This is a genomic window from Bacillus cereus group sp. RP37 (genome assembly GCF_040459695.1).
Classification (GTDB): Bacteria; Bacillota; Bacilli; order Bacillales; family Bacillaceae_G; genus Bacillus_A.
Window position 1 is genome coordinate 2959378 of the sequence record NZ_JARVHP010000001.1, and the last position, 23897, is coordinate 2983274.

Consider the following 23897-nt stretch of genomic DNA (forward strand, 5'->3'; position numbering starts at 1 on the left):
ACATAACATAATTATAGAAAACAATTATTTTCTAGCGCTCCATTCATATTCTAACATACTCATTTCCCATAAATTCCAATATGTTTCCCCCACTTTTTTTGACTCTCTTAGTAAGCCTTCTTTTACAAATCCTATTTTTTCATAACATGAAATAGCTGACGTATTAAAATCATAAACACCTAGAGTAACTCTATGTAGTTTTAATTCTTCAAATGCAATTTGCAGTACTGCTTTCATCATATGTTTCCCTATAGAACGCCCTCGCATTTTCGTACCACCAACTAACACTTTTCCAATCCTTGCAGATTTATTTATATTGTCAATTTGTCCAAGTGAGATATGACCAATTACTTTTTTAGTCTCTTCATCTATTACTTTGAATGCAAGTGTATTTGAGCTTTCTATATATTTTTCTAATTGCTGTTCATTTAAAGGGTATGCAAATGCATTTCCTGACCATTGTATTAAAAATTCTTCGGAATCAATCCAATTTATTAATTGTTTGAAATCAGTTCTTGTAAATTGTTTCAGCTTGATCACTCTCATTCTCCTTTCACACAATCTTTTATACACCTTCAAATTTATTTCTATATGAAAAATATATTCCCTTTTAAACAAAATAAAAAGCCATTCATAAGAATGGCTTAGCATCAATAAAGCATAATTACTCTTTATTTGCTACGTCAACACCGTTAAAATCAAACTCATCAGCAACAGTTGTAGCAGGTGGTAAAATTGCTTCAATTTTACAAAGAGATATAATTGCTGCAACTGAACCAGGAATAGCAGCTAGCTTAACAACATCGCAAGTTACAGAAGAAACAGTACCTATATAAGTACGTCCTTCAGTGTTAATTCGCACTGTTTTATTAATTAATTTTTTAAGTTCGTCTCTAATTCCTTGTACACAAGAGCTGTCACATTTCTCATGCTGTTCTTTTTTACACTCTTCAAAAACATCCCAACAATCATCATGTTTACACGTACATTTTTTTCTACAATTATTAAATCGAGAACCCAAATCCTCACCCCCTAATCCTTTCTATTAGTAAAGTATGTCCAATAGCTTAAAAGTGTACGAGACAAAAGCATAGAAACAAAAAAACAAACACTTGTACTAAACTTTTTTTTATATATTAAAAACGAATATACTACTGTATGAATACTCAATTCATATACTCCAAATATGTAGCATTATTAGTATAAACGTGCTTTCAACGACAATAACATTCTTTTCTTTATTAATAACAAAACGGACCTCTAACAATTAAAGGCCTGTTTAATGAGTGGACTTGGATTTAATTCTGCTGAATTTAAAATTTAGACAACCTCTTTCTCAAACGAACCTGTTTTTCTTTTAATAAGCCGGCTCCTTTAAGAGGGACCAGCTTTTCCTATTACTTCACATATACATAGGCTTTGTTTGCAGTAATATAGTATGTTTTTCCTTTACTATTGTGCACCTTGTATTGTAGTGTTCCTTTAACACTTACTTTTGCATCAATAACAAACTCTAATCATACATTAACAGAACCAGCAACGTCTTTATCCTACCAAGTTGGTGAATCATAGAAACGTAAATTATTCCTTTTAGAAACACCACGTTTTCCTCCAATAGATGAATCTACTGTACTTTTTTATCGAACTTCACATAAAAGAATCGTATTTAATCTATTGCTCTTCGCCAAGATTCAACCAGCCATCTATGAGTTTTAAAAATGTACGCACCATTTTGTCTAACTAAAAGACCACATACACCAAAATCCCGAACACTCGCAAATTCTAATGCTCCTATAAATTTTTGAGCATATAAATTAGGGAATGCACGATTTGTAAGCAAGAATTTCTGACCATTTCGCAATGGAACATTCTAAAATTAGTATTATTATGGAATTTCCTCATATTTTATTAACTTCCTTATTAGAAAAAGATTATTTTATATAGATTACTATAAGCATCCATAAAGCCAAGGCGCCAATGATAGCGAGCACTATACGTGTAGATAGTACCCTTACTTCAAAGTCTGTTTTCTTGGAAGGTTCAGGATATGCAATTATGTAGATTCCCTTTAATAATGCAAGCCATGCAATAAACGTTAGGAACCCCTGCCAGTTGAATACCCATACATTATGTAGGATTACACTACCTAACCCTAGGAAAATCGATAGAAAACCATACATAATACCAAATCCTCTGTCTTCAACCACTAATTTTTTCAATTCACGTAGTACCGATGGACGTACGAAAAGTATTCCCGATACAATAACCGTTACCCATCCCCAAAACAATCCTAAAAAAGTACTAGTTTCCATTATTAATTCACTCCCCTCAATTATTTATATTTCAGATATTCCCCCCTTTAGAACAATTCCAACATCTTTATATATAGGCGAAATTCTGCTCTTTTTTAATACAAATAGGGCATATTCTATGCCCATCCTTAATCACCTTATTTCTCTACGAAATGAAATTTTCACATCATTCTTCGTCATCATCTATCCGAATCAACCAAAGTCGCTTTGTACTATTACCACACACTTTTTCATAGCTTGGAGCTAACATGCACCGAAGCCAATATAATGATTTATTCGCCTTTTCACTAACCTCTAAAATTGTCCCCTCTTTAATAAAATGATCACCTTGATACAATGTATACTCGCTTGTCCCATGGAATCATCATTATTCCCCTCCCTATTAAAATAGCATTTTTGTTTCAAATGAGGCTCTCATTAATTCGGATGAATTCACCAGTATTTTCACCAAAAAATTCATGATATCTTTAATTAGTGGAGTACTTCATTACTTAACCATTATCTTCAAGAGCCCCATAGACAATCGGGGTTTCTTTTATTTAAATAAAAATTTTGTTTAAACTTTACAAAACTCACCTATATTAAAATATCTTCTAAAATCCCTATTGAACATTTATAATACTTTTAAATGGTTTAAATTCTACAATCAGTAATGGAGGCATTTTAATGGGAAACATCCCAAATGTATCATCACAACAATCAAATCCTAATATACCCTCACAGCAAGTGAACCCTAACACCCAACAAGGTAATAATAAAAAAACAAGACACCGTATTATAACTATTTTGGCTTTAATATTACCTATTATTTTTGTCCTTCAATATTCTCTTAATAACCAACAAGAAATGATTAAAGAAAAACAAATTACGCTTAATACGGAGCAACAAAAATTATCTTCTTTAAAGAAGGATGGTCATTCCCTTAAGAATGATGTTAAAGCTTTAACAGATAGTGAAGAAGAAATTTTAAAATTCGCAAGGAAACTGTATGGATTTTCCAAACCGAATGAAACTATTTTTAAAATAACTGAATAAAATTACACTGCATTACCCAAAAGGCGATTTGAAAATACTCGCCTTTTTATATTTAATTTCTAAAGGAATCATACTAATCTCTCTTTCTATCAAATAAAAATTTTGTTTAATTTACTAAAATACAACCGCTTGTCCATTTCACTTTGCTTTATCATTACATTTACTATTAGTAATACGATTTTTAGAGGTGATAAATAATGGACGAGTTTTTATCTTTTGCTGCACTTAATCCGGGGTCTATTGGACCTACACTTCCACCTGTTCAACCCTTTCAATTCCCTACTGGTCCCACCGGTTCTACAGGAGCTACGGGTTCAACCGGACCAACTGGACCAACTGGACCAACTGGATCAACTGGACCAACTGGACTAACTGGACCAACTGGATCAACTGGACCAACTGGACCAACTGGACCAACTGGACCAACTGGATCAACTGGGTCAACTGGATCAACTGGATCAACTGGACCAACTGGACCAACTGGACCAACTGGATCAACTGGGTCAACTGGATCAACTGGATCAACTGGACCAACTGGATTTAATCTTCCTGCTGGGCCTGCATCTATTACTTTGACTTCTAACGAAACCACGACATGTGTATCCACTCAAGGAAATAATACTTTATTTTTTTCGGGTCAAGTATTAGTAAACGGTAGTCCTACTCCAGGAGTAGTGGTCAGTTTTTCATTTAGTAATCCTTCTCTTGCTTTCATGGTTCCTCTTGCTGTCATTACAAATGCTTCAGGTAACTTTACCGCTGTATTTCTAGCCGCTAATGGGCCTGGAACAGTAACCGTTACTGCTTCACTTCTTGATTCTCCTGGAACAATGGCTAGCGTCACTATTACCATTGGGAATTGTCCGTAATGGTTTTATCTTTAAGTACTAAGCAATTTCTGATAAGATGAGCACTGATTTACAGTGCTCATCTTATCATTGGGATGTTCCTTTCAAATGAAATTTCGAAACACTCTACTAAAATAAAGCTTTTATTAAGAACTAATGACCTTTATATTTCTTAAACTTGTCATCACAAGTGATTTTTATAATTAGTTAAATTCTCAATATAGTTTATGTATATAATTCCATTCAAAGAAACATAATACCCACGTAACTATTTAAAAACACTTCGTTTTTATATCTAAATTCAAAAAGGAGCTACATAACATGGATAAAAAAAATCTATTAAGTCAACAACTTGATTATGTGTCATCGGATGCGCTGAATACTCCTAGTAAAGCCCAAGAGCAAATGCAAGAAACATCTCAGGAGGCACATGATTCAAACAAAAAGGACAGTACTCAAGCTTTACATGGCGACGATTTACCAATTTCAGATGTATATAGAACAACGAACAAGCAGTAAATTTGAAAGGGAAAAATCTTAAGAACGAGTGAACTTAATTCTTTTCCCTTTTCCTATTTAATTAACACTTTTATATGAAAACCGTACACTTTTTTGACACATCCACTATCACAATCTCCTGAAAATTCGTGATAATATTAATTTGTCGAATACGCCAAATTTCGACATTGAACGACAATGATATCTCCTTTATTGAATCCCTGTCCCCCAGGGATTTCTCCTTTTATTCATTACTTTTTTCTTCACTAAATTTTCATTCTTAACAAAATTCAATTACTCCATTGGATAGATATGCAACAGTATCCTATTTTGATAAAAACTAAAAACAAACAGACATACTTAACACTAATAGTAGATTTTTTAACTTCAAATTTACTTTTTCTCTCTTATCTTTTTGTAAACATTAAAAATGAGCTCTATTTACATAGAGCTCATTCGTAATTTTATAGTTTGCTAGACTGTAACCCCTGAATAACCGGAACTATTTCAGGATTTACAAGTGATGATAAATCCCCTAATTCTTTTCCTAAGTAAGCAGCTTTAATGACGCGTCGCATTACTTTAGAATTACGTGTTTTTGGTAAATCTTCTACAACGTGAATATCTTTTGGACACAATGCTTTTCCGATATGAGAGTTTACTAAACTCATTAATTCTTTCTTTAACTCTCCTGTGAATGTTACATTGTCCCTTAATACTACAAAACAATGACAAACTTCACCTTTTACATCATCAGGTACACCAATCGCGGCAGCTTCTATGACATCATTATGCTTCACAAGAATAGATTCATATTCTGCAGGTCCAATACGTTTTCCAGCAATGTTTAACGTATCATCTGAGCGTCCTGTAATAATATATTGCTCACCATCATAAATCACCCAGTCACCATGAACCCATTTATTTTCAAAACGTGACCAATATGTGTTCACATAGCGTTCATCGTCTTCCCAGAAGCTTTTCGTCATACCAACCCAAGGTTTCTCTAAACATAATTCTCCAACTTCATCACGAATTGGATTACCTTGATCATCGAGCACAACCGCTGCCATTCCTGGTAAAGAAGCGTTAAAGCTAATCGGTGCAATTGGTTTAATAAGGACGTTTCCGAAAATTCCACCAGAAATTTCAGTACCGCCTGAATAGTTACAAATTGGTACATTACTTTTTCCAACTGTTTCAAATAGCCACATCCAAGGATCTGGATTCCAAGGTTCACCTGTTGAGGCGAATACTTCTAAACTCTTAAGCGAATGTTTATTTACATACTCATCACCTTTTGCCATTAACGCACGAATTAAAGTTGGTGATATACCGAGATGTGTAATTTCATATTTATCAACTGTCTCCCATAAACGATCTGCCTCTGGAAAGTCAGGAACACCTTCGTACATGACCATCGTTGCTCCATTTATGAGAGAGCCGAATAGTAGAAATGGTCCCATCATCCATCCCATATCAGTTACCCATAATACGCGGTCACCTTGTTTGATATTCATTCCAAATCCTGCATCAAATGCAGCTTTCAAAGGGAAACCAGCATGTGTATGTACTGTTCCTTTCGGTTTCCCAGTTGTACCTGATGTGTAAATGAGCATTAACGGATCATCACTATGCATTTCTTCAGCATGTGTAAATGGTTTTTCTTTTTCTAGCGTACTCCATGAGAAATCGTAATGATGCGGTGTAAAATCATTTCCTGCATGACGAACGATAACAACTTTTTCAACAGTTGGACAATGCTCACAAGCTTTATCTACTTCATCTTTTAATGAAACAATTTTACCGCGGCGTGAAAAACCATCTGCAGTAATGATCATTTTTGATCCTGCCGCTTGCACGCGAGTCATGACTGCATCAGACGCAAATCCTGAGAAAATTGGTGAAATAATTGCTCCGATTTTCATAACAGCTAGCATCGCAACAACTGTTTCTGGAATCATCGGCATATAAATTGTTACACGGTCACCTTTTTCAATACCCGCATGTCTCAAACCGTTTGCAACGCGACTTACCCAGCTGTCAAGTTCTTCATATGTAAATGATTTTGAAGTTCCATTTTCCCCTTCATACTGAAGTGCTGGTTGCGTTCTTGTTTCATCATCTGCAAGCCAGCGTGATAAAACCGATTCTACAACGTTACATGTTCCGCCATTATACCACTGTGCAAACGGCGTACCATTTTCTAAATCTAGCACTTCTGTATAAGGTTTCATCCATTGATAGCCAACCGCTTTCTCAGCTTCTCCCCAAAACCAAGCTGTTTCTTCAATAGATTTATTATAAAACGTTTCATAATCTTCATAGCCCAATGATTTCATCCAACCATATAAACGCGTTTTTTCTTTATACTCTTCTGTTGGAAACCAAACTGCTTGTTTCAATGTTTTCCCCTCCTTGACTTTTGAGCAAGAAAGCCCTAAATAGGGCTTTTAAACTGGATAAACTGGATGTTTACGATCCGTAAATACTTGATATTTACTCATATACATTTCGAATCGTCCTTTTAACTCTTCTCGTAAATTGTTTGGATGAACAATACCATCAATGACCATCTCTGATGCTAAATGGTAAATATCAATATCTTTCTTATACTCTTCGCGCTTTTCAGCAATGAAGCTATCACGCTCTTCTTCTGGTAAAGCTGCAATCTTATTTGCATATACAGCATTGACCGCGGCTTCTGGACCCATTACCGCAATAGAAGCTGTCGGTAATGCTAGGCAGCAATCTGGTTCAAAAGCTGGACCTGCCATCGCATATAAACCAGCACCATATGCTTTACGAACAACGATAGAAATTTTCGGTACAGTTGCTTCACTCATTGCAGAAATCATTTTTGCACCGTGGCGAATAATACCAGCACGCTCTACTTTTGTACCAATCATAAATCCAGGTACATCTGCAAGGAATAATAATGGAATATGATATGCATCGCATAAATTAATAAATTTCGCTGCTTTATCAGCTGAATCGTGGAATAATACGCCGCCTTTCATACGCGGTTGATTTGCAATAATACCAACTGGCTTACCATCAATACGTGCTAAACCTGTAATGAGTTCTTGAGCAAATAGTTTTTTCACTTCATAGAAAGAACCTTCATCAATAACTCTATTAATGAGATCTTTCATATTGAAAGGAGCATTTTGATTTTCTGGAATGATTTGTTCTAACGTTTTATCGAATTGTTTCGGTTCTTGAGGTGTAACCAATGGAGTCTTTTCTAAGTAGTTGTTTGGAAAATATGAAATGTATTGTCTTGCTTGTGTAATCGCATCTTCTTCGGTCTTACATAAAACATCTCCACATCCTGATACAGAGCAATGCATACGTGCTCCGCCCATTTCTTCTAAGGTTACCTTCTCGCCGATAACCATCTCAGCCATACGAGGAGACCCTAAATACATAGATGCATTTCCTTCCACCATCATAACAACATCACAAAAGGCTGGAATATATGCGCCACCAGCTGCAGAAGGTCCAAATAATAAGCATACTTGCGGAACTTTACCTGATAATTTCACTTGATTATAGAAAATTCTTCCTGCACCACGGCGCCCTGGGAACATTTCAACTTGATCAGTAATACGTGCTCCAGCAGAGTCAACTAAATAAAATAACGGAACACGTAATTTTTCTGCCGTTTCTTGAATACGTAAAATCTTTTCAACTGTACGCGCGCCCCATGATCCAGCTTTTACAGTTGAATCATTTGCCATCACGCATGCCGTACGACCATGTATTTTACCCGTTGCCGTTATAACACCATCAGCAGGTAATCCAGTTTGTTCACAGTTTGCAAATAATGCATCTTCTACATATTCACCATTATCAAATAAAAGCGCTAAACGATCTCGAACGAATAGTTTTCCCTTTTCTTTGTTTTGTTCATGATATTTTGGTGCGCCGCCTTGTTTAATCGTTTCAACTCGTTCTTCAAATGTATTCGATTGTTGTTTTTGGTCTAACATATTTACTCCCCCTTATACATTGGTGTGCGTTTTTCCTTGAATGCTTGTAATCCTTCTAATCTATCTTTCGTATGGATTACACCTTCATACGCTTGTTTTTCCATTTGTAATCCGGTATGTAAATCAACTTGAATACCGTTTGAAATTGCTTCTTTTGCTAATCGAACAGCAATAGGACCATTACTAGCAATTTTCTCTGCTATTTCAATTGCTTTCTCTTCAAGTAAATGAGCTGGTACAACAAATTCTACTAAACCATATTCTTTTGCTTCTTGCGCCGAAATACGTCTTCCTGTATAAATTAATTCCTTCGCTCTACCAACACCAATTAATCTTGGCAAACGCTGCGTACCACCTGCTCCTGGTATAATTGCAAGTGTAGTTTCAGTAAGACCAAGACTTGCAGATTCAGCCGCAATTCTAAAATCACAAGCTAAACTTAATTCCGTACCACCACCAAGTGCGATTCCATTTATAGCAGCGATAACTGGCTGTGGTAATTGTTCAACCATTTCCATAGTGATGCGAATCATACTAACAGCATGACGAACTTGTTCTTCATTCATGCCAGCGCGTTCTTTTAAATCAGCACCAGCACAAAATGCTTTTTCACCAGCACCTGTTAGAATAACTACTCTAGTATTTGACTCTTCACTTATTTGAGTTAATATGTTTTGTAACTCTTCTAATAACGTTAAAGATAATGAGTTTGCTTGTCTTTCACGATTTAATGAAATCTTTACAACGTGAGGTGTTACATAATCAACTGAAATGTTTTGTAATTGTAGCATCTTCTCACCTACTTATCGTTTTATGTTGAAGCGCTCTATACACATGACTTGGTAATTGGATATTTAACTTACTTTGAATAAATTGACTCGCTCTCAATAACTTCTCTTCATCAATATTCGTTTGGACCCCTAACTTATGGAGCATATAAACTAAGTCATCAGTTGCAACATTACCTGATGCTCCAGGTGCATATGGACAACCCCCAAGGCCACCACAAGAACTATCAAATGTTGTAATACCGTATTCTAAAGACTTAACTACATTCGCCAGAGCCATACCGTACGTATTATGGAAATGCATTGCAAACTGCGAAGCATCGTATTTCTTTAATAAATGTTCTAATACTCGCTCTACTTGTAGTGGATTCGCTACACCGATTGTGTCACCAAGCGAGACTTCATAAATGCCGTATGAAAATAGTTGATTACATAATTCGTCAACTGCTGCGGTACTTATATCCCCTTCATAAGGACATCCAAATACAGTAGAAACATAGCCTCTTACCTTTTTCCCTTCGAATAATGCCTGTTTTGTTATATCTTCAATTACAACTAATGCTTCTTTAATTGATTTATTAATATTACTTTTATTATGAGATTCACTTGCTGATAAAAAAACATTCACCTCATCTACATTTTGCAAAAAAGCTCGTTCCAAACCATTTTGATTTGGAACAAGCGCTGCATATGTAACATTTGGATCCCTTTTTAGCTCAGAAAACACATCATTTGCATCTGCTAATGCAGGGACCCATTTAGGGTGAACGAATGAGGAAACTTCAACGTACGATAATCCCGCCTCTGTAAGTAGTTGAATCCATTTTACTTTATCTTTTGTGCCAACAATCTTTTTTTCATTTTGTAAGCCATCGCGTGGCCCGACTTCTTTAATGACAGCAAAATTAGGTAGTTTCAATTCGCTTCCCCCTATATCTCCCTATTCAATTTCTAGTAATACATCTCCTTCATTTACAAAATCGCCTTCTTGCACATTAATTTTCATAACTGTGCCAGCTTCTTCTGAAACGATTGGAATTTCCATTTTCATAGATTCCAAAATGACGACATCCTGCTCTTCCTCTACTGTATCTCCTACTCCTACAACAATCTTCCATACATTTCCTGCCATCGATGCATATAATTTCGTCATCATTTTTTCCCCCTTAATATTTTTAAATCTTATTTTTTAACAAGTTGTTTCGTTACAAAACCTGTTGTATAAATACCACTTTTGAACACATCGTCTTCCAATACTTGAATTAGCATTGGTGTGTTCGTTTTAATGCCTTCTACTTTTAACTCTTCTAAAGCATCATGTAATTTCGAAATTGCTTCTTCACGAGTTTCACCATGAGCAATAACTTTCGCAATCATTGGATCGTAGAAAGGTGTAATCGTTACTTGATTCTCCAAAAAGTGATCAATACGTACATTTTTTGGAAGCGTTAAATCTGTAATTTTCCCAGGTGATGGGAAGAAAGTTTTCGGATCTTCTGCATAAATACGTGCCTCAATGGCATGACCACTACGTTTTACATCATCTTGTGTAAACGATAATTTCTCACCATATGCAATTAGAAGTTGTTGTTCTACAAGATCTAAACCAGTAATTTCTTCTGTAACTGGATGCTCTACTTGTAATCTCGTATTCATCTCTAAGAAATAGAAGTTCTTCTGATCATCTACAAGAAACTCAACTGTACCTGCATTTGTATAACCTAGAGCTTTGGCAGCTTGTACAGCAACTTCACCCATCGCTTTTCGCGTACCTTCATCTAAAAATGGTGAAGGTGCTTCTTCAATTACTTTCTGATTTCGGCGCTGCACTGAACATTCACGCTCCCATAAATACACTGTGTTACCATGTGTATCTGCTAAAAGCTGAATTTCAATATGATGTGCATCTGCAATATAGCGCTCTAGGTACATTTCTCCGTTACCGAAGAAGTTTTGTGCTCTTGTTTTGTTACTTTCAAATGCTTTGGTGAGCGTTTGCTCAGTTTCCATCAACTGCATTCCAATGCCTCCGCCGCCTGCGGATGCCTTCAGCATTAATGGATAACCAATTTGTTTCGCAATTTCAATTGCTTCTTCAGCAGTTTCAATATTTGTAGTAATACCTGGAACTACTGGGACATCTGCAGCTTGCATCGCGATACGTGATTCGATTTTACTTCCCATCTTCGTAATGATTTCTTCTGAAGGACCGATAAATACGATTCCTTCTTCTCTACAGCGAACCGGAAAAGATGGATTCTCTGATAATAATCCATATCCAGGATGGATTGCTTCAGCATTTGTCTTTTTAGCTATTTCAATAATTTTTTCAAGGTTTAAATAGCTTTCTTGGACACGTGGCCCACCTACTAAGTAAGCTTCATTTGCCATCTTTACATGAAGTGCATTTTCATCTGCTTCAGAATAAATAGCAACTGTGCGAATACCAAGTTTTTGACAAGTTTTCATAATACGAACTGCGATTTCTCCGCGATTTGCAATTAATATTTTTTGAAACATAGTGATTCCTCCTTTTTATCTACATCCTAAATGTCTTGCAATTACGAGACGTTGAATTTCAGAAGTTCCTTCACCAATTTCTAATAATTTTGCATCACGAATATGTCGTTCTACTTCATATTCACGCATATAGCCGTATCCACCGTGAATTTGTACCGCTTGATTTGCAATACGACTAGCAGCCTCAGATGCGAAAAGTTTTGCCATAGCCGCTTCTTTACCGAAAGGTTTATCGTTATCTTTTAACCAAGCTGCTTTATGTACTAAATTACGTGCTAGCTCTACTTCAGTCGCCATATCAGCTAATTTAAATTGAATCGCTTGGAAATTAGAAATTGACTTTCCAAATTGTTGACGTTCTTTCGCATATTGCAGTGCACGTTCAAATGCAGATTGCGCAATACCAACAGCTAATGCTGCGATTGAAATACGTCCTCCATCAAGTGTATATAAGAATTGTTTAAATCCTTTATTTACATCACCAAGAATATTTTCTTTCGGTACACGTACACTATCAAGTACGATTTCACACGTATTAGAAGCACGAACACCCATCTTATCGTAAGGACTTGAGATTGTTAATCCTTCGCTTGTAGTCGGTACAATAAATGCCGAAATGCGTTTTCTACCATTGTCTTCAACACCGTTGACAGCGGTTACAATAATTGTATTTGCATACTCTGCATTTGTAATCCAACACTTCTCACCACTAATAACATACTCGTCTCCATCTAATACAGCTTTCGTTTGTGTACCACCTGCATCAGATCCAGCGTTCGGCTCAGTTAATCCGAAAGCACCTAAAGTTTTACCTGATGCCATTGGAACTAAATATTTCTGTTTTTGTTCTTCTGTACCGAAATAATAAATTGGAGAAGCACCTAATGAAATTGTTGCAGCGTAACTTAATCCTGTCCCACCACAAGCACGACCAATTTCTTCAACTGCTAACGCGTACGATACAGTATCGCCACCTGAACCTCCATACTCTTCAGGGAATGGGATTCCTAATAATCCTAGTTCGCCCATTTTTTGAAATGTTTCATATGGAAATTCCGCAGTTTTGTCATAATATACAGCTTTCGGTGCGATTTCCTTTTCAGCAAAGTCACGTACCATTTCTTTAATCATTTGTTTTTCGCGAGTTAGAGTAAATTCCATTCCGCTACACACCCCTTATCGAATATTGAGTTTCGACAGCGTGCGAGTTTCTACTACAAACATTACTACATAAAGACAAGAATATTAGTTAGATAATTGTTATAATTCTGTCATAATCTAATTTTAAAACAGATTCTGTACTAATGCACAAAAAAATTCCTACATTGTTCTACAACAACATAGGAGTTTTCTTGTCGAATTATGTAATTTAATGTTTAATAATCTCTACCTTTTCCCGAATCTGAAATCTCAACTAAAGATTCAGGGTATGGTTCGAAATATGTTTGTCTTAATAAATACTTTTCATCAAATCGAAGAGCCCACGATTTTAAAATTGCAAGTAAGCTACTGAGCGGGACTTTCTTTTCTATATATTTTTGTATCAAATCTAAAAAATGATCTTTTTCTTGTTTTTTCAGCTTAGTTTTAAAATATCCAAAAATATGCTCACATACATTTACATTCGATGTATAGCGGGGTGTGCGCATAAATAATTCATATAAAGTCTTCTCATAGTTTTCAAATACCACTTCAATCGTTTCATTTTTTTGATTTGCAATAATACGCCCTAATTCCTTTTGTTTTACCTGATTATATGCCATAAATAAATATTTATTGTCCGACTGAAACGATACAAGGTCTTTCATATTTTTATTATGTTTAATCCCTTTGTAATATGCGATTGTAAATAACCTTGTAAAGAAATGTTCTCTAATAATAAAATTCGACAATCTACCTTCTTCTTCAATTGGAAGATGCGAAAATTTTTTTATTACTGCTCCGCCAAATAATCCAGATCCCTTTCCTTTTGCTGGCGCTTTTTCAAAACCAGAATAAATTTTCACATCACGTGTACCACAACTTGGCGAACGATTCTTTAAAATAAAACCATCCACATCGGATATCGTTTGTAAAAAGTCATTTGAAAACTGCTCCATTTTTTTAGTTACATCTTCACGCGTCGACGGTTGCACAAGTCTATTTACGCCATTTTCTTCTACTATTCGTATCGTTTCGCGAGGAATGCCTAAACCAATTTCTACTTCTGGACAAACCGGGATAAACGTAACAAATGGCTGTAAATTTCGTATTGTTAAATCTGGAATCATCTCTGCATTATAACGACAAGCATCAAATTCTAAACATTTACTTACAACAATTTTCGGTTTAGCAAATTGGCGCATCATATTACCTCCGTGGTGTTAATCCGTACAATATAAATTGAATCGTATTTTCAATTTCCACTTCATCATCCCATTTTTCTTCAGGCAATAATAAAAATCGTGTTAATAATAAACCTAATACAGCTGATAAAGTAAGTCGTAATATGGAAGATGGTGGCATCTCAATAATTTCACCTTTTTCTTGAAACTTTACAATCAACTTTTTAAAATGTGAAAGTAACTCTGTTTCTACTAAATGTTGTATTTCATTTTTCAGTTCTGGTTGAAATGGCACTTCTTGAATCAATATTTTTATCATTGGAAAATGCTTTTTTGCAAATTCAAATCTATTATGAATAACAACTCTCAGAAGCCCTTCATATGATTCATACTCTGATTTAAATATTTCCTTTGCGAAGGCTTGTACGAAAAATGGTGCAGCAAACTTTGTTAATGTCGGCATGACGACTGCTAACAATAAATCTTTTTTCGTTTTATAGTAGCGGAAGATTGTTCCTTCCGCTACACCAGCCCGCTTTGCAATTTCACTTGTTGAAGTTGAAGCATAACCCTTTTCACCAAACATATCAACAGCTGCCTCTAATATACGCATTTGACGTTCATTTCGTTTATCCGTATTTGTTGCTGCAATTAATTCTTCCAGCCAATCCTTCTTCATCTATAATGCCCCTTTATATCATCATTATATTTTTCGATGTTTCTTTAATGCAAATACATTCCCTACTGCAAATAATAGAGAAAAAAGTAGTAATACAGTTAAATCTAATGCAATCTCTGTAAATCCTTGATTTCGAATCATCACTTGTCTCATCGCGTCAGCGCCATATGTGAGCGGAAATAATTTCCCTAACATTTGGAGCCACTTATTCATAGATTCAATTGGAAACAAACCAGAAAAGAAAATTTGTGGCACAATGACAAGCGGTATAAACTGGATCATTTGAAATTCATTATTTGCGTATGCGGATAAAAACGTCCCTAAAGTTAAAGCGGTTAAAGAAAGCATACATGTAATAAGTAGCGTTAGCCAAATGGAGCCAGCTACATACAAGTCTAAAATATAAACTGAAAAACTTACGATAATAATGGATTGTATGAATGCAAAGATTCCAAAACCAATAATATATCCTACAACTATTTCCCATCTTCTTACCGGCGTCGATAGTAACCTTTCTAAAGTACCACTTAAACGTTCTCTTACAAAAGACACCCCTGATAAAATGAATACAAAGAAAAATGTAAAGAAACCAATTAATACGGGACCAAGCCCATCAAACATTGTAAAGTCTTTAGAGCCATGTAAATAATTCACTTCAGGTTTCATAATCGATACGTCGTTCTTCTCTGTACTTTTTTGTAATATGTGGAGCACAGCACGATTTTTTGACGAATCACTACCCTCTAATACAATTTTCATTTTTCCATTTTCTAAACGAATTACTGCATCTACCTTTTGATTTTCTAACTCAGACATTGCCTTTTCTTTACTATATTCATAAATTGATGCTTCCTGATTTTTCATCACTTTTACAATTGGAGCGGGCATATCAACAATAGCAATATGCGGTACATAGTCTTTTTGTGTAAACACTAGCGACAATAACCAAAGTAATAACATAGGTGCTCCAAACATCATGGCTAACGAACGCTTATCTCGAAAAAATTGGCGAATAATACGAATGATTACACCAGTAACTCTCATGATGGGGCCACCTCTTCCATCAAAAAGACATCTTCAATCCGTCCTGATGATACCCGCTTTTTCAATCCTTCAGGTGTTCCAGTCGCAACTAGCTTTCCTTCTCTAATCAATCCTAGACGCTCACAAAACTCAGCTTCATCCATAATGTGTGTCGTTACAATTATAGTTGTGCCTTTCTTTTTCAAATCATAAAATTTTTCCCAGATCGTTTTTCTAAGAAGTGGATCTATCCCAACTGTTGGCTCATCTAAAATTAATATTTCAGGTTCATGAAGGAGTGCTATCGCTAATGATAAGCGCTTCTTCATCCCGCCTGAAAAATGCTGTACTTGCTTTCTCATATGTTGTGATAATTGTACTAGGTCAAAAACCTCTTCAATTCTTTCCTTTTTATGTTTTCCCTTTACTCCATACATCGTTGCCATAAAATCTGCATTTTCATATGCTGATAGTTCTTCATATAATGCATCAGCCTGAGCCATATAACCAATTCTTTTCATTTCATTTAAATTAGGCATGTTCGTGTTGTAAACAAGCACTTCACCTTCCGTTGCCTCATTAATACCTGCAATCAATTTTATAAGAGTCGTTTTCCCTGAACCTGAAGGCCCAACTAAACCAAATATTTCTGCTTTTTCAACTTGCAATGAAAGATTGTGTAAAACTTCTTTTTTCCCAAAGCTTTTTGATACAGTCCGTAAAACAATGGCAGGTTGCTGCACGTATTCTTCCCCCTTTTTAAAAATGAGTGAGTACTCACTTTTATTTTACTCTTGGGTAATTATATGTCAAACCTCATTGATTAGTATGTATTTTTCATCAATAATTTTAAACAATGAAACAGAGTCGACATTAGAATATCATTTCTTAAAGTCGACTCTGTTTCATTTAAATTATATATTTCATTTTACGTTTTTAAGTTCATATATTTCCTAATTCTAGCAACATCTAAAGAATATTCGATAACTAATTGCTGTAACGGTAAAATAACTGTGTCAGGATATAAATGTGCATATTGTAATGTTTCTGCGTATTTTTCTAACCTTTTTTCTAAATACTTTATAATTTGATCTGGATGACTTACTAATAAACATTTGCAATAATAATGTATTTGTTCCTCAATCGCCGTATACTCTTCAATTTCATATTCTTTATGCATGTGTACACCCCTTTAAGTTTTTTACATGAATTACTTATCACAAAGTTTTTTACATGAATTACTTATCACACTTTTTACTCGACTAATTTTTAAGTTTTTTGATTATTTACACTATAACAAACTCTTCGGGTCAAAATTTGTTACTTTATGTAACGTAGAAAATTTTTAACAAAATTGTAATGTTAACTAGTATAAATTGCATACGGCCTATTTCTTTTTTCTATACAAAAATCGTACAGTTCAATTTAACTGCACGACTACAAGTTCTGGCCTATTAAAAATTCTTTGCAGAATGATACTATTGCCTAATCCTCTACTCACTACCATAGACGTATTTTGTTTTTCATATAAACCGGCTGTATATGTAGGGAATATACCTTGATTCGGAGCAACTAATCCTCCGATAAATGGTAACCTAAATTGTCCACCATGAGCGTGTCCTGATAAAACTATTTCTATTTGCTCATCAGCATACTCTGTTAAAAATTCAGGCCTATGGGATAGTAATACATTATATGTATCCGGCTGCATTTCAAATTTCGCTTTTATAATTTCATCTTTTACAACATTTCCTTCATCACGGTTTCCAGTAACAAATTCCGGATCATCAATACCAAGTAAATTTATTTTTTGTTCCCCTTTTTGAATACTTACATGTTCATTTCTTAAAATAGTAACATGATGTTTCTTTAATTCTTTCTCTAAATCATTATATTTTCCTGACCATTTTTCATGGTTTCCTGTCACAAAATAGACAGGATACTTCTTTACAAGTTCTCGGATTAGTTCCATACTAACTTCCGGATCGTATGATTTACTGTCAATTAGATCACCCGTAATAGCAATAATATCTGGATTTATGATTTTTACTTTTTGAATTAAAGTTTCTTGACTGTCGCCAAATTTTTTATTATGTAAATCTGAAATTTGTAGAATTTTAAAACCTTTAAAAGAAGAGGGGATTTTATTAGATGTTATTTTAACCTCAGTTATACTAATTAAATTGTTCTGTACATATAAAAAGATACTAAAACTTACTAAAATACCAATAACTAATATGATTCTTTTAGTCTTCTTTTTCATTTTTCCTCCTAAAATCTTGATCAGTACTACAATGCTCAATAAACATTCCGCGCCCTTCGAATTCAGAATAACTGAAACTTTTTAAGTGATTTGAAGTATTTTTCATAGTATTTCTCTAATAAACACTTACTGCTGTTTTCCAATCTCATTCGTATTAACTGCTATAAAGTGTAGCTTTAATATCCTAGGTGACCTGCATAATTGTATGATATCATGCTCATTTTCTAGTGGACTTATAACAAATCACTGGAAGCTCTTCATCATATTATCATTTATCTTACTTAGTTTAATAACGATATAATGATAATTCCTATAGTTTTTTATAAAAAAATTGTGTATTTTTCTCGAAGTATATAATATATTTGCTTACAAATATATTATTACCACTATGATTTTAATTTGTTTAAAACGTACATAGAGAGAATTGAAACACTAAATTACCTTATGAAAAGTCATTATTATGTTATTAGTTGGAAAATTGAAAAAATAAGTGTAGATAGATATCATTGTGAATGAATATATAATTAATTTTAATTTCCTGACATAATTTCACATAATTCTTAAACTAGTTTTTTGCGTGCATTATGAAATAAAATATTGCGCAATGTCAGTTTTTAAAAGATTATATATCAAAACTTTAAGAGAGGAAGAAAAACTATGAAGATGAAAAGAAAAATCATGATGACAACAGCACTTGCAGCTACATTAGCTACAGGTGCACTACCAACTACATCAGTGTTTGCTGCAGAAAAAGAGGCTCCTATCCAACAAAAAGAGGCTCAAATGGGTATTCAACCATTAGCACAAAATAATTTAGAAACAGCTGTTAATGCTGCCTTAAATGGTCCAGAAATCAAAAAAATAAAAGTATTTGAGCATGAATTTAACGTAAAAGAAATAGAAGTAGTAAATCTAGGTGGAGGAAAAAAATATGTTAAGGGACAAATTTCTCATCATTTAAGTTTCCGTCCAGATGATCAATTTTATTATGAGTTTACTGTGCAAGATGGAAAAGTAGTAGATAAGCCTGTATTTAATATTGATAGAGGTGGTTGGACACCATTTGCTGCTCCACTTTTATCAATTCTTGCTGCGTATAATGGAATTCCAGTTAATCCAAATGATTTAAATACACTTGGTCAGCAGATTGGTAAAGTTATAGATGGAAGCTGGGAACATGCAGCCCAATCTATCGCAACTGTAGTTAGTCTAAGTTTTAATGAGTAAAATGTTTTAATTTTTATTAGCATTGTAGGGACCACTTTTCCTAAATAGCCTTGTTATAAGAAATTCCTGAAACAGCTATAAATAGATTTTTACCGCTCACTCACATTATCTTAATTTGTTAACCACCTTATCATTCATAATATGTCACAAAATAGAAGTCTTTTTAAGGCTTCTGTTTTGTTTGTATACAATACAGCAAAAAGCTTATTTTTACCTATCTATGCTTCAATTTTTTAAAAATCCGTTTGGCTATTAGATATAAATTATTACAATAAACTAATAATATCTTAAGTTAGCTCACTACCTCTTTTTAATTACAAAAATTCATTACATTAGGAATAAAAAACAATAAATATAGTAAAAAACCATCTTATTATAGCTATTGTTTAAAAGTCAGGAGAGATATAATGAACAAAATAAAAATGAAAAATTTCTTTAAAATTAGTATCCTCACTTATTTTACACTAGCAATTTTAAGTGCACCATCTACTATTTTAGCTGATAGTCATCCAGGTTATTCTTATGAACCCAATATAGGATATCAGAATCCATCATGGATGTCAGAAGTAGCTGATTCAACAAAATTAAGTGAAATATCTATTCCAGGAACTCATGGTACAATGGCTTTACATGGAGCAAGTTTTCTTGATGAAAATTTGACAAGAAATCAAACTATGAGTCTACCCCAACAATTAAATTCTGGAATTCGATATGTAGATATGCGCGTTAAACGTGTAAAGGATTCTTTTGCAATGTACCATGGCATTGTAAATCAAAAAGCAGTGTTTGAAGATGTATTAAAAGACGCAATTCAATTTTTAAAAGATTATCCGACAGAAACAATTTTAATGCGCTTAAAAGAAGAAACTACACCTGAAAGTGGATCTCCATCATTTGAGGAGATATTTTTAAAATATAAAAACGTTAATGCTTCATATTTTTGGGATCCTAATTCCGTACCAACTATAGACAAAAACAACCCTACTTTAGGAGATATCCGAGGTAAAATTGTAGTCTTACAAAACTTTACATCCTCTCAATTGTACGGTATTGATTACGATAGTTTGAATATACAAGATAAATTTGAAATTGGAAGCGGACCAAACGAAATATATGAAAAATGGAATGCGATAAAAATTCATCTACAAAGTGCAAATACTAACTTTAATAATGGAAAAATATATCTTAACCATTTTAGTGGTACGGGTGGTGCAGCCGCATTTTTAAATAATGTATATCCTTGGTTTGTTGCTAGCGGAAAAGAGAATAGAAATACTGATAGTAACCCTAAGTTAATTCAAACGAATTCCACTAATGCGTGGGGTGATTTTCCCCGCGATAGAAATGGGCAAGTATATTATGGTGGGATGAATACACTTGGGACCGAACTCTTACAACAAGGTGGAATTAAACATTCTGGTATTATCGCAGCTGATTTTCCTGGACCAGGTTTAATTGATAGTATCATTAAATTAAATGGTGTACATTCAAATGAAAAAGAGATATTAATTTCGCAAATTCCATCCGAATCTAGCCCTTTATCCGGACAAAAAAATCGATCCAGTCAAAACTTTAAAATTGATAGTTTACCTGTAGGTACCAAAGAATTAAAATGGGTTATTGAACCTTCAGAAAAAGATCATCCTTCTACTATCTCTTTCAATGTAATGATTGATGTTTCCCTAGGTATCGATTCTATTCGTTGGAAAAATATTTCACATGGATCTAGGACTGAAGCTTACACAAATACTAAATATTATATCGCAAGTCCCATTGGTGCCACTAACAAATTCACTGTGAAAATATACGCTATTACAAATTAGAAAATAAAAAATCCCAATGGAATACCATTGGGATTTTTTATTAATTTCATTTTGTAAACATTAGATGGGGATTAAATGTATTAGTACATCATTTAAACCATTAGAGAATTTATTTTTCGAACACCCTTTATTTTCAAAGAAAAACCCCAAAATGTTAACTACATTTTCCTGATTATCATTTATTCAAAACTGCCTTCCAAAGCGATAGAGCAAAAATCCAATTTGTGTCACCATTGCCTTGATAATCTTGAACTGCTTCATACACTTTTCCCTCATGTACTACTCTATCACCTTTAGTATATGCTTTTCTCGCATCCCATTTTTCATATGTGGAATCCTCTGCCTTTGTTGTTACACTCAAAACATCACTTCTACTAGATTCATTTCCAGCTAAATCAACCGCCGTTACTACATATTTATACGATGTATTAGCCTTCAATTCTTTATCCATAAAGGATGTATTAGCCGTTGTCCCAATTTTACTCATAACTCCAGCGCTTTCTCTATATACAATATAATGGTCTACACCTACATTATCTTCAGACGGACTCCACATCAAATCAACAGTTGTCGCTGTTTTACTCATACTATGTAATCCTTTCGGTTGAGTCGGAGCTTCTGTATCTGGAGTTTCATTTGTTGTCTTAACTTTTAGTTTTTCACTTTCTTTTGATATGTTTCCAGCAGAGTCTAATGCCTTTATTGTATAGGTATATTCCGTATTTGCTTTTAGCTTTTTATCAATAAATGTTGTACCTGGTACCGTATCAATTAATTCTCCATTGCGTAACACTTGATACTCTTTTACACCTATATTATCCGTAGAGGCCTTCCATGTTAGTGTAACACTATTGGCAACAACTTTAGACGCATTTAATCCAGTTGGTTGACTTGGAGCTACTGTATCGGGAGTTTCATTATTTACTAGATTTACATCAATTACATTATAAAACGCATTTGACGTATCTGCTACATCCCATACAGCTAAAATAACATGATAACCATTGCGATTAGTTGGTACATTAATTGTATGTGTTAAATTATTTGATGCGGCCGAACCGTCATGTTTCACAGTTCCAATTGGTTCTAAGTCAGCACGTGTTAATGGCTTATTAGGATCCCACCCCTTTTTTGTAATGTAATAATGCCATTTACTTGTAGAATGTGCAGCTGTATATTTCCATGTAAATGTATTTGCTCCACCCATAATCGTATTTTTAAACCAGCGATTTGATGTTTGTTGGTCAAGAATTCCTCCAAATAGTCCTCCTGCCGAAGCGATTTTCCCATCAATCGGTCCACCATCTGGGAATCCTTTAGGTGCTTCTAGGCTTTGAGGCTCGTACATTATATTTCCACAATTCAAATTCAATGCTCCATAATTCTGACTACATAAAGCAGCACGACTGCTTGGTTTTTCAACAAATCCATGTGCATACGCACTTTGAGGAATCATTGTAATAGCCGTCATCCCTGTAGCTAAAACACAAGCACCAATTCCTTTTTTACTTTTTCTTAATCTTTCAAATTTAGATGTAAATTTCAAATTCATTCTTGTCCCCCCCAATATATTATTGTTATCGCTAATATAATAGCAATATAAAGATAAACGAACAAATTACTAGTAAATATACTAATATCACTCATACATTGTTACATTTATTATTATTTTTAATCTCATATAAAAATAAAATAAATACAATAACTCTATTTTGTAACATTATGTATTAATAGAGGAATGAAAACCTCACTTAATTTCACAAAAAATTCAAATATTAATTTAAGGAATTATACCTTATTTAGAAAAAATACACTTTTAAAGTAAAAAAGTCTGGAAGGAACTGATAATATCAGTTTCTTCCAGACTTCACATTTCTATTATATAACTTGCAAATAAGTCATTTCCAAAGCTAAATTCACACATATTTTCTAAACCTTAAAAAGCACAATAAATAATTTACTTATATTCACATGGTGAATGTACACAAATCCTTTTAATCTTATATTTCTTCCTATAAGATACCATAAGATATCCAACTTAACTTTATAGTACTGGTGAATAGTCATCTTCTACCCTGTAAATCCTTATTTTAAACAAATCATCTAGAGATTGATAATGTAAAAGAAAGGAAATGAAAACCTAATTTATTATTTATTCCATAACGTTTTATCAATTTATTATATTATTTTTACCTAATAAGGTACAGGAAAAAACAAAAAAACTTCAGTGTGCTTGCAATTATTATAAATATAAACGTTTTTAGGGTGAAACGTTTAAAGGGTACTTTACTGAATTGTTATTAACTGCTCCTGTACCTAGTATTTAAATTAACTTATGTCAATATATTTTACAACACAAGTGTTAAACGTTACATATTTCTATATTTAATGATACATTTCATCAATATAGCCCCCTAATCTTTAGGCTAAATATAGAAATTTAGGCTCGTTAGGATTTAATTGTGGAATTCTCATCATTGCAAATGAATTGATTAGGCACATAACTGTCACAAATTAATTACTTATCTATTTTTTCAACTATGAAAATTTTATTACCACTTC

General features: G+C 33.9%; 23 protein-coding genes and 3 pseudogenes. 5 read left to right on the forward strand and 21 right to left on the reverse strand.

Annotated features, from left to right (window positions below; genetic code table 11):
- Positions 1-24 precede the first annotated feature (24 nt).
- The 5 genes and pseudogenes from QCI44_RS15820 to QCI44_RS15835 form a co-directional block, all read right to left on the reverse strand.
- On the reverse strand, positions 25-546 hold the full coding sequence (locus tag QCI44_RS15820) for a GNAT family N-acetyltransferase (protein ID WP_082181401.1): 522 nt from the start codon (positions 544-546) through the stop codon (positions 25-27).
- 118 nt (positions 547-664) lie between these two features.
- Positions 665-1021, reverse strand: a complete 357-nt coding sequence (locus QCI44_RS15825) for a hypothetical protein (RefSeq protein WP_000535579.1) — start codon at positions 1019-1021, stop codon at positions 665-667.
- 376 nt (positions 1022-1397) lie between these two features.
- Positions 1398-1704: pseudogene (locus QCI44_RS15830) on the reverse strand (N-acetylmuramoyl-L-alanine amidase); the annotation flags it as partial.
- Positions 1697-1874, reverse strand: a pseudogene (locus QCI44_RS30640) (terminase large subunit); the annotation flags it as partial. The pseudogenes QCI44_RS15830 and QCI44_RS30640, both read right to left, overlap by 8 nt.
- Before the next feature lie 57 nt (positions 1875-1931).
- Positions 1932-2312, reverse strand: a complete 381-nt coding sequence (locus QCI44_RS15835) for a hypothetical protein (protein ID WP_000450249.1) — start codon at positions 2310-2312, stop codon at positions 1932-1934.
- Between the two features lie 666 nt (positions 2313-2978).
- Here QCI44_RS15835 and QCI44_RS15840 point away from each other — a divergent pair.
- Positions 2979-3347 carry an FtsB family cell division protein gene (locus QCI44_RS15840; protein WP_016087800.1) on the forward strand — a complete coding sequence of 123 codons (369 nt, stop codon included), beginning with the start codon at positions 2979-2981 and terminating at the stop codon, positions 3345-3347.
- 197 nt (positions 3348-3544) lie between these two features.
- A pseudogene (locus QCI44_RS15845) lies at positions 3545-3601 on the forward strand (exosporium leader peptide-containing protein); the annotation flags it as partial.
- Between the two features lie 17 nt (positions 3602-3618).
- Here the strand turns inward: QCI44_RS15845 and QCI44_RS15850 are convergent.
- Positions 3619-3939, reverse strand: coding sequence for a hypothetical protein (locus QCI44_RS15850; protein ID WP_353811312.1), 321 nt, complete (start codon positions 3937-3939; stop codon positions 3619-3621).
- Between the two features lie 45 nt (positions 3940-3984).
- Positions 3985-4200 (reverse strand): hypothetical protein, encoded by a 216-nt coding sequence (locus QCI44_RS15855; protein WP_000237380.1) that lies wholly within the window; start codon positions 4198-4200, stop codon positions 3985-3987.
- Between the two features lie 316 nt (positions 4201-4516).
- Between QCI44_RS15855 and QCI44_RS15860 the strand changes: the two genes are divergently transcribed.
- Positions 4517-4714 carry a hypothetical protein gene (locus tag QCI44_RS15860; RefSeq protein WP_000358738.1) on the forward strand — a complete coding sequence of 66 codons (198 nt, stop codon included), beginning with the start codon at positions 4517-4519 and terminating at the stop codon, positions 4712-4714.
- A gap of 443 nt (positions 4715-5157) precedes the next feature.
- Here QCI44_RS15860 and QCI44_RS15865 read toward each other — a convergent pair whose 3' ends face one another.
- The 13 genes from QCI44_RS15865 to QCI44_RS15925 form a co-directional block, all read right to left on the reverse strand.
- Complete coding sequence (locus QCI44_RS15865) at positions 5158-7098, reverse strand: AMP-binding protein (RefSeq protein WP_353811313.1); 1941 nt, start codon at positions 7096-7098, stop codon at positions 5158-5160.
- A 48-nt stretch (positions 7099-7146) separates the two neighbouring features.
- The gene (locus QCI44_RS15870; protein ID WP_016134526.1) at positions 7147-8688 is read right to left on the reverse strand and encodes an acyl-CoA carboxylase subunit beta; all 1542 of its coding nucleotides are present in this window, start codon (positions 8686-8688) and stop codon (positions 7147-7149) included.
- A 2-nt stretch (positions 8689-8690) separates the two neighbouring features.
- Positions 8691-9479: an enoyl-CoA hydratase gene (locus QCI44_RS15875; protein WP_353811314.1), complete on the reverse strand. Its 789-nt coding sequence runs from the start codon at positions 9477-9479 to the stop codon at positions 8691-8693.
- Positions 9480-9483: 4 nt separating this feature from the next.
- Positions 9484-10395, reverse strand: a complete 912-nt coding sequence (gene mvaB / locus QCI44_RS15880) for a hydroxymethylglutaryl-CoA lyase (protein ID WP_016087805.1) — start codon at positions 10393-10395, stop codon at positions 9484-9486.
- 21 nt (positions 10396-10416) lie between these two features.
- Positions 10417-10632 carry an acetyl-CoA carboxylase biotin carboxyl carrier protein subunit gene (locus QCI44_RS15885; protein ID WP_353811315.1) on the reverse strand — a complete coding sequence of 72 codons (216 nt, stop codon included), beginning with the start codon at positions 10630-10632 and terminating at the stop codon, positions 10417-10419.
- 26 nt (positions 10633-10658) lie between these two features.
- On the reverse strand, positions 10659-11996 hold the full coding sequence (locus QCI44_RS15890; protein ID WP_016087806.1) for an acetyl-CoA carboxylase biotin carboxylase subunit: 1338 nt from the start codon (positions 11994-11996) through the stop codon (positions 10659-10661).
- A 15-nt stretch (positions 11997-12011) separates the two neighbouring features.
- Positions 12012-13157: an acyl-CoA dehydrogenase gene (locus QCI44_RS15895; protein WP_016087807.1), complete on the reverse strand. Its 1146-nt coding sequence runs from the start codon at positions 13155-13157 to the stop codon at positions 12012-12014.
- A gap of 215 nt (positions 13158-13372) precedes the next feature.
- Positions 13373-14341 (reverse strand): YbgA family protein, encoded by a 969-nt coding sequence (locus tag QCI44_RS15900; protein ID WP_016087808.1) that lies wholly within the window; start codon positions 14339-14341, stop codon positions 13373-13375.
- A 4-nt stretch (positions 14342-14345) separates the two neighbouring features.
- On the reverse strand, positions 14346-14999 hold the full coding sequence (locus tag QCI44_RS15905) for a TetR/AcrR family transcriptional regulator (protein WP_064469782.1): 654 nt from the start codon (positions 14997-14999) through the stop codon (positions 14346-14348).
- 24 nt (positions 15000-15023) lie between these two features.
- Positions 15024-16043, reverse strand: coding sequence for an ABC transporter permease (locus QCI44_RS15910; RefSeq protein WP_016134523.1), 1020 nt, complete (start codon positions 16041-16043; stop codon positions 15024-15026).
- A complete protein-coding gene (locus tag QCI44_RS15915) occupies positions 16040-16765 on the reverse strand; it encodes an ABC transporter ATP-binding protein (RefSeq protein WP_016087811.1) in 726 nt (241 codons plus the stop codon). The genes QCI44_RS15910 and QCI44_RS15915 overlap by 4 nt, the downstream gene beginning before the upstream one ends.
- A 185-nt stretch (positions 16766-16950) precedes the next feature.
- Entirely contained in the window at positions 16951-17202 is a 252-nt protein-coding gene (locus QCI44_RS15920) for a hypothetical protein (protein WP_000548621.1), read from the reverse strand.
- Positions 17203-17442: 240 nt separating this feature from the next.
- Positions 17443-18285: a metallophosphoesterase gene (locus QCI44_RS15925; RefSeq protein WP_016134522.1), complete on the reverse strand. Its 843-nt coding sequence runs from the start codon at positions 18283-18285 to the stop codon at positions 17443-17445.
- A 657-nt stretch (positions 18286-18942) separates the two neighbouring features.
- Here QCI44_RS15925 and QCI44_RS15930 point away from each other — a divergent pair.
- Both QCI44_RS15930 and QCI44_RS15935 read left to right on the forward strand, forming a co-directional pair.
- A complete protein-coding gene (locus tag QCI44_RS15930; RefSeq protein WP_000782799.1) occupies positions 18943-19512 on the forward strand; it encodes a hypothetical protein in 570 nt (189 codons plus the stop codon).
- 407 nt (positions 19513-19919) lie between these two features.
- The gene (locus tag QCI44_RS15935) at positions 19920-21335 is read left to right on the forward strand and encodes a phosphatidylinositol-specific phospholipase C (RefSeq protein ID WP_016134521.1); all 1416 of its coding nucleotides are present in this window, start codon (positions 19920-19922) and stop codon (positions 21333-21335) included.
- A 175-nt stretch (positions 21336-21510) separates the two neighbouring features.
- On the opposite strand, the gene QCI44_RS15940 is transcribed toward QCI44_RS15935, so the two are convergent.
- Entirely contained in the window at positions 21511-22887 is a 1377-nt protein-coding gene (locus QCI44_RS15940; RefSeq protein ID WP_353811316.1) for a lytic polysaccharide monooxygenase, read from the reverse strand.
- Between the last annotated feature and the right edge of the window lie 1010 nt (positions 22888-23897).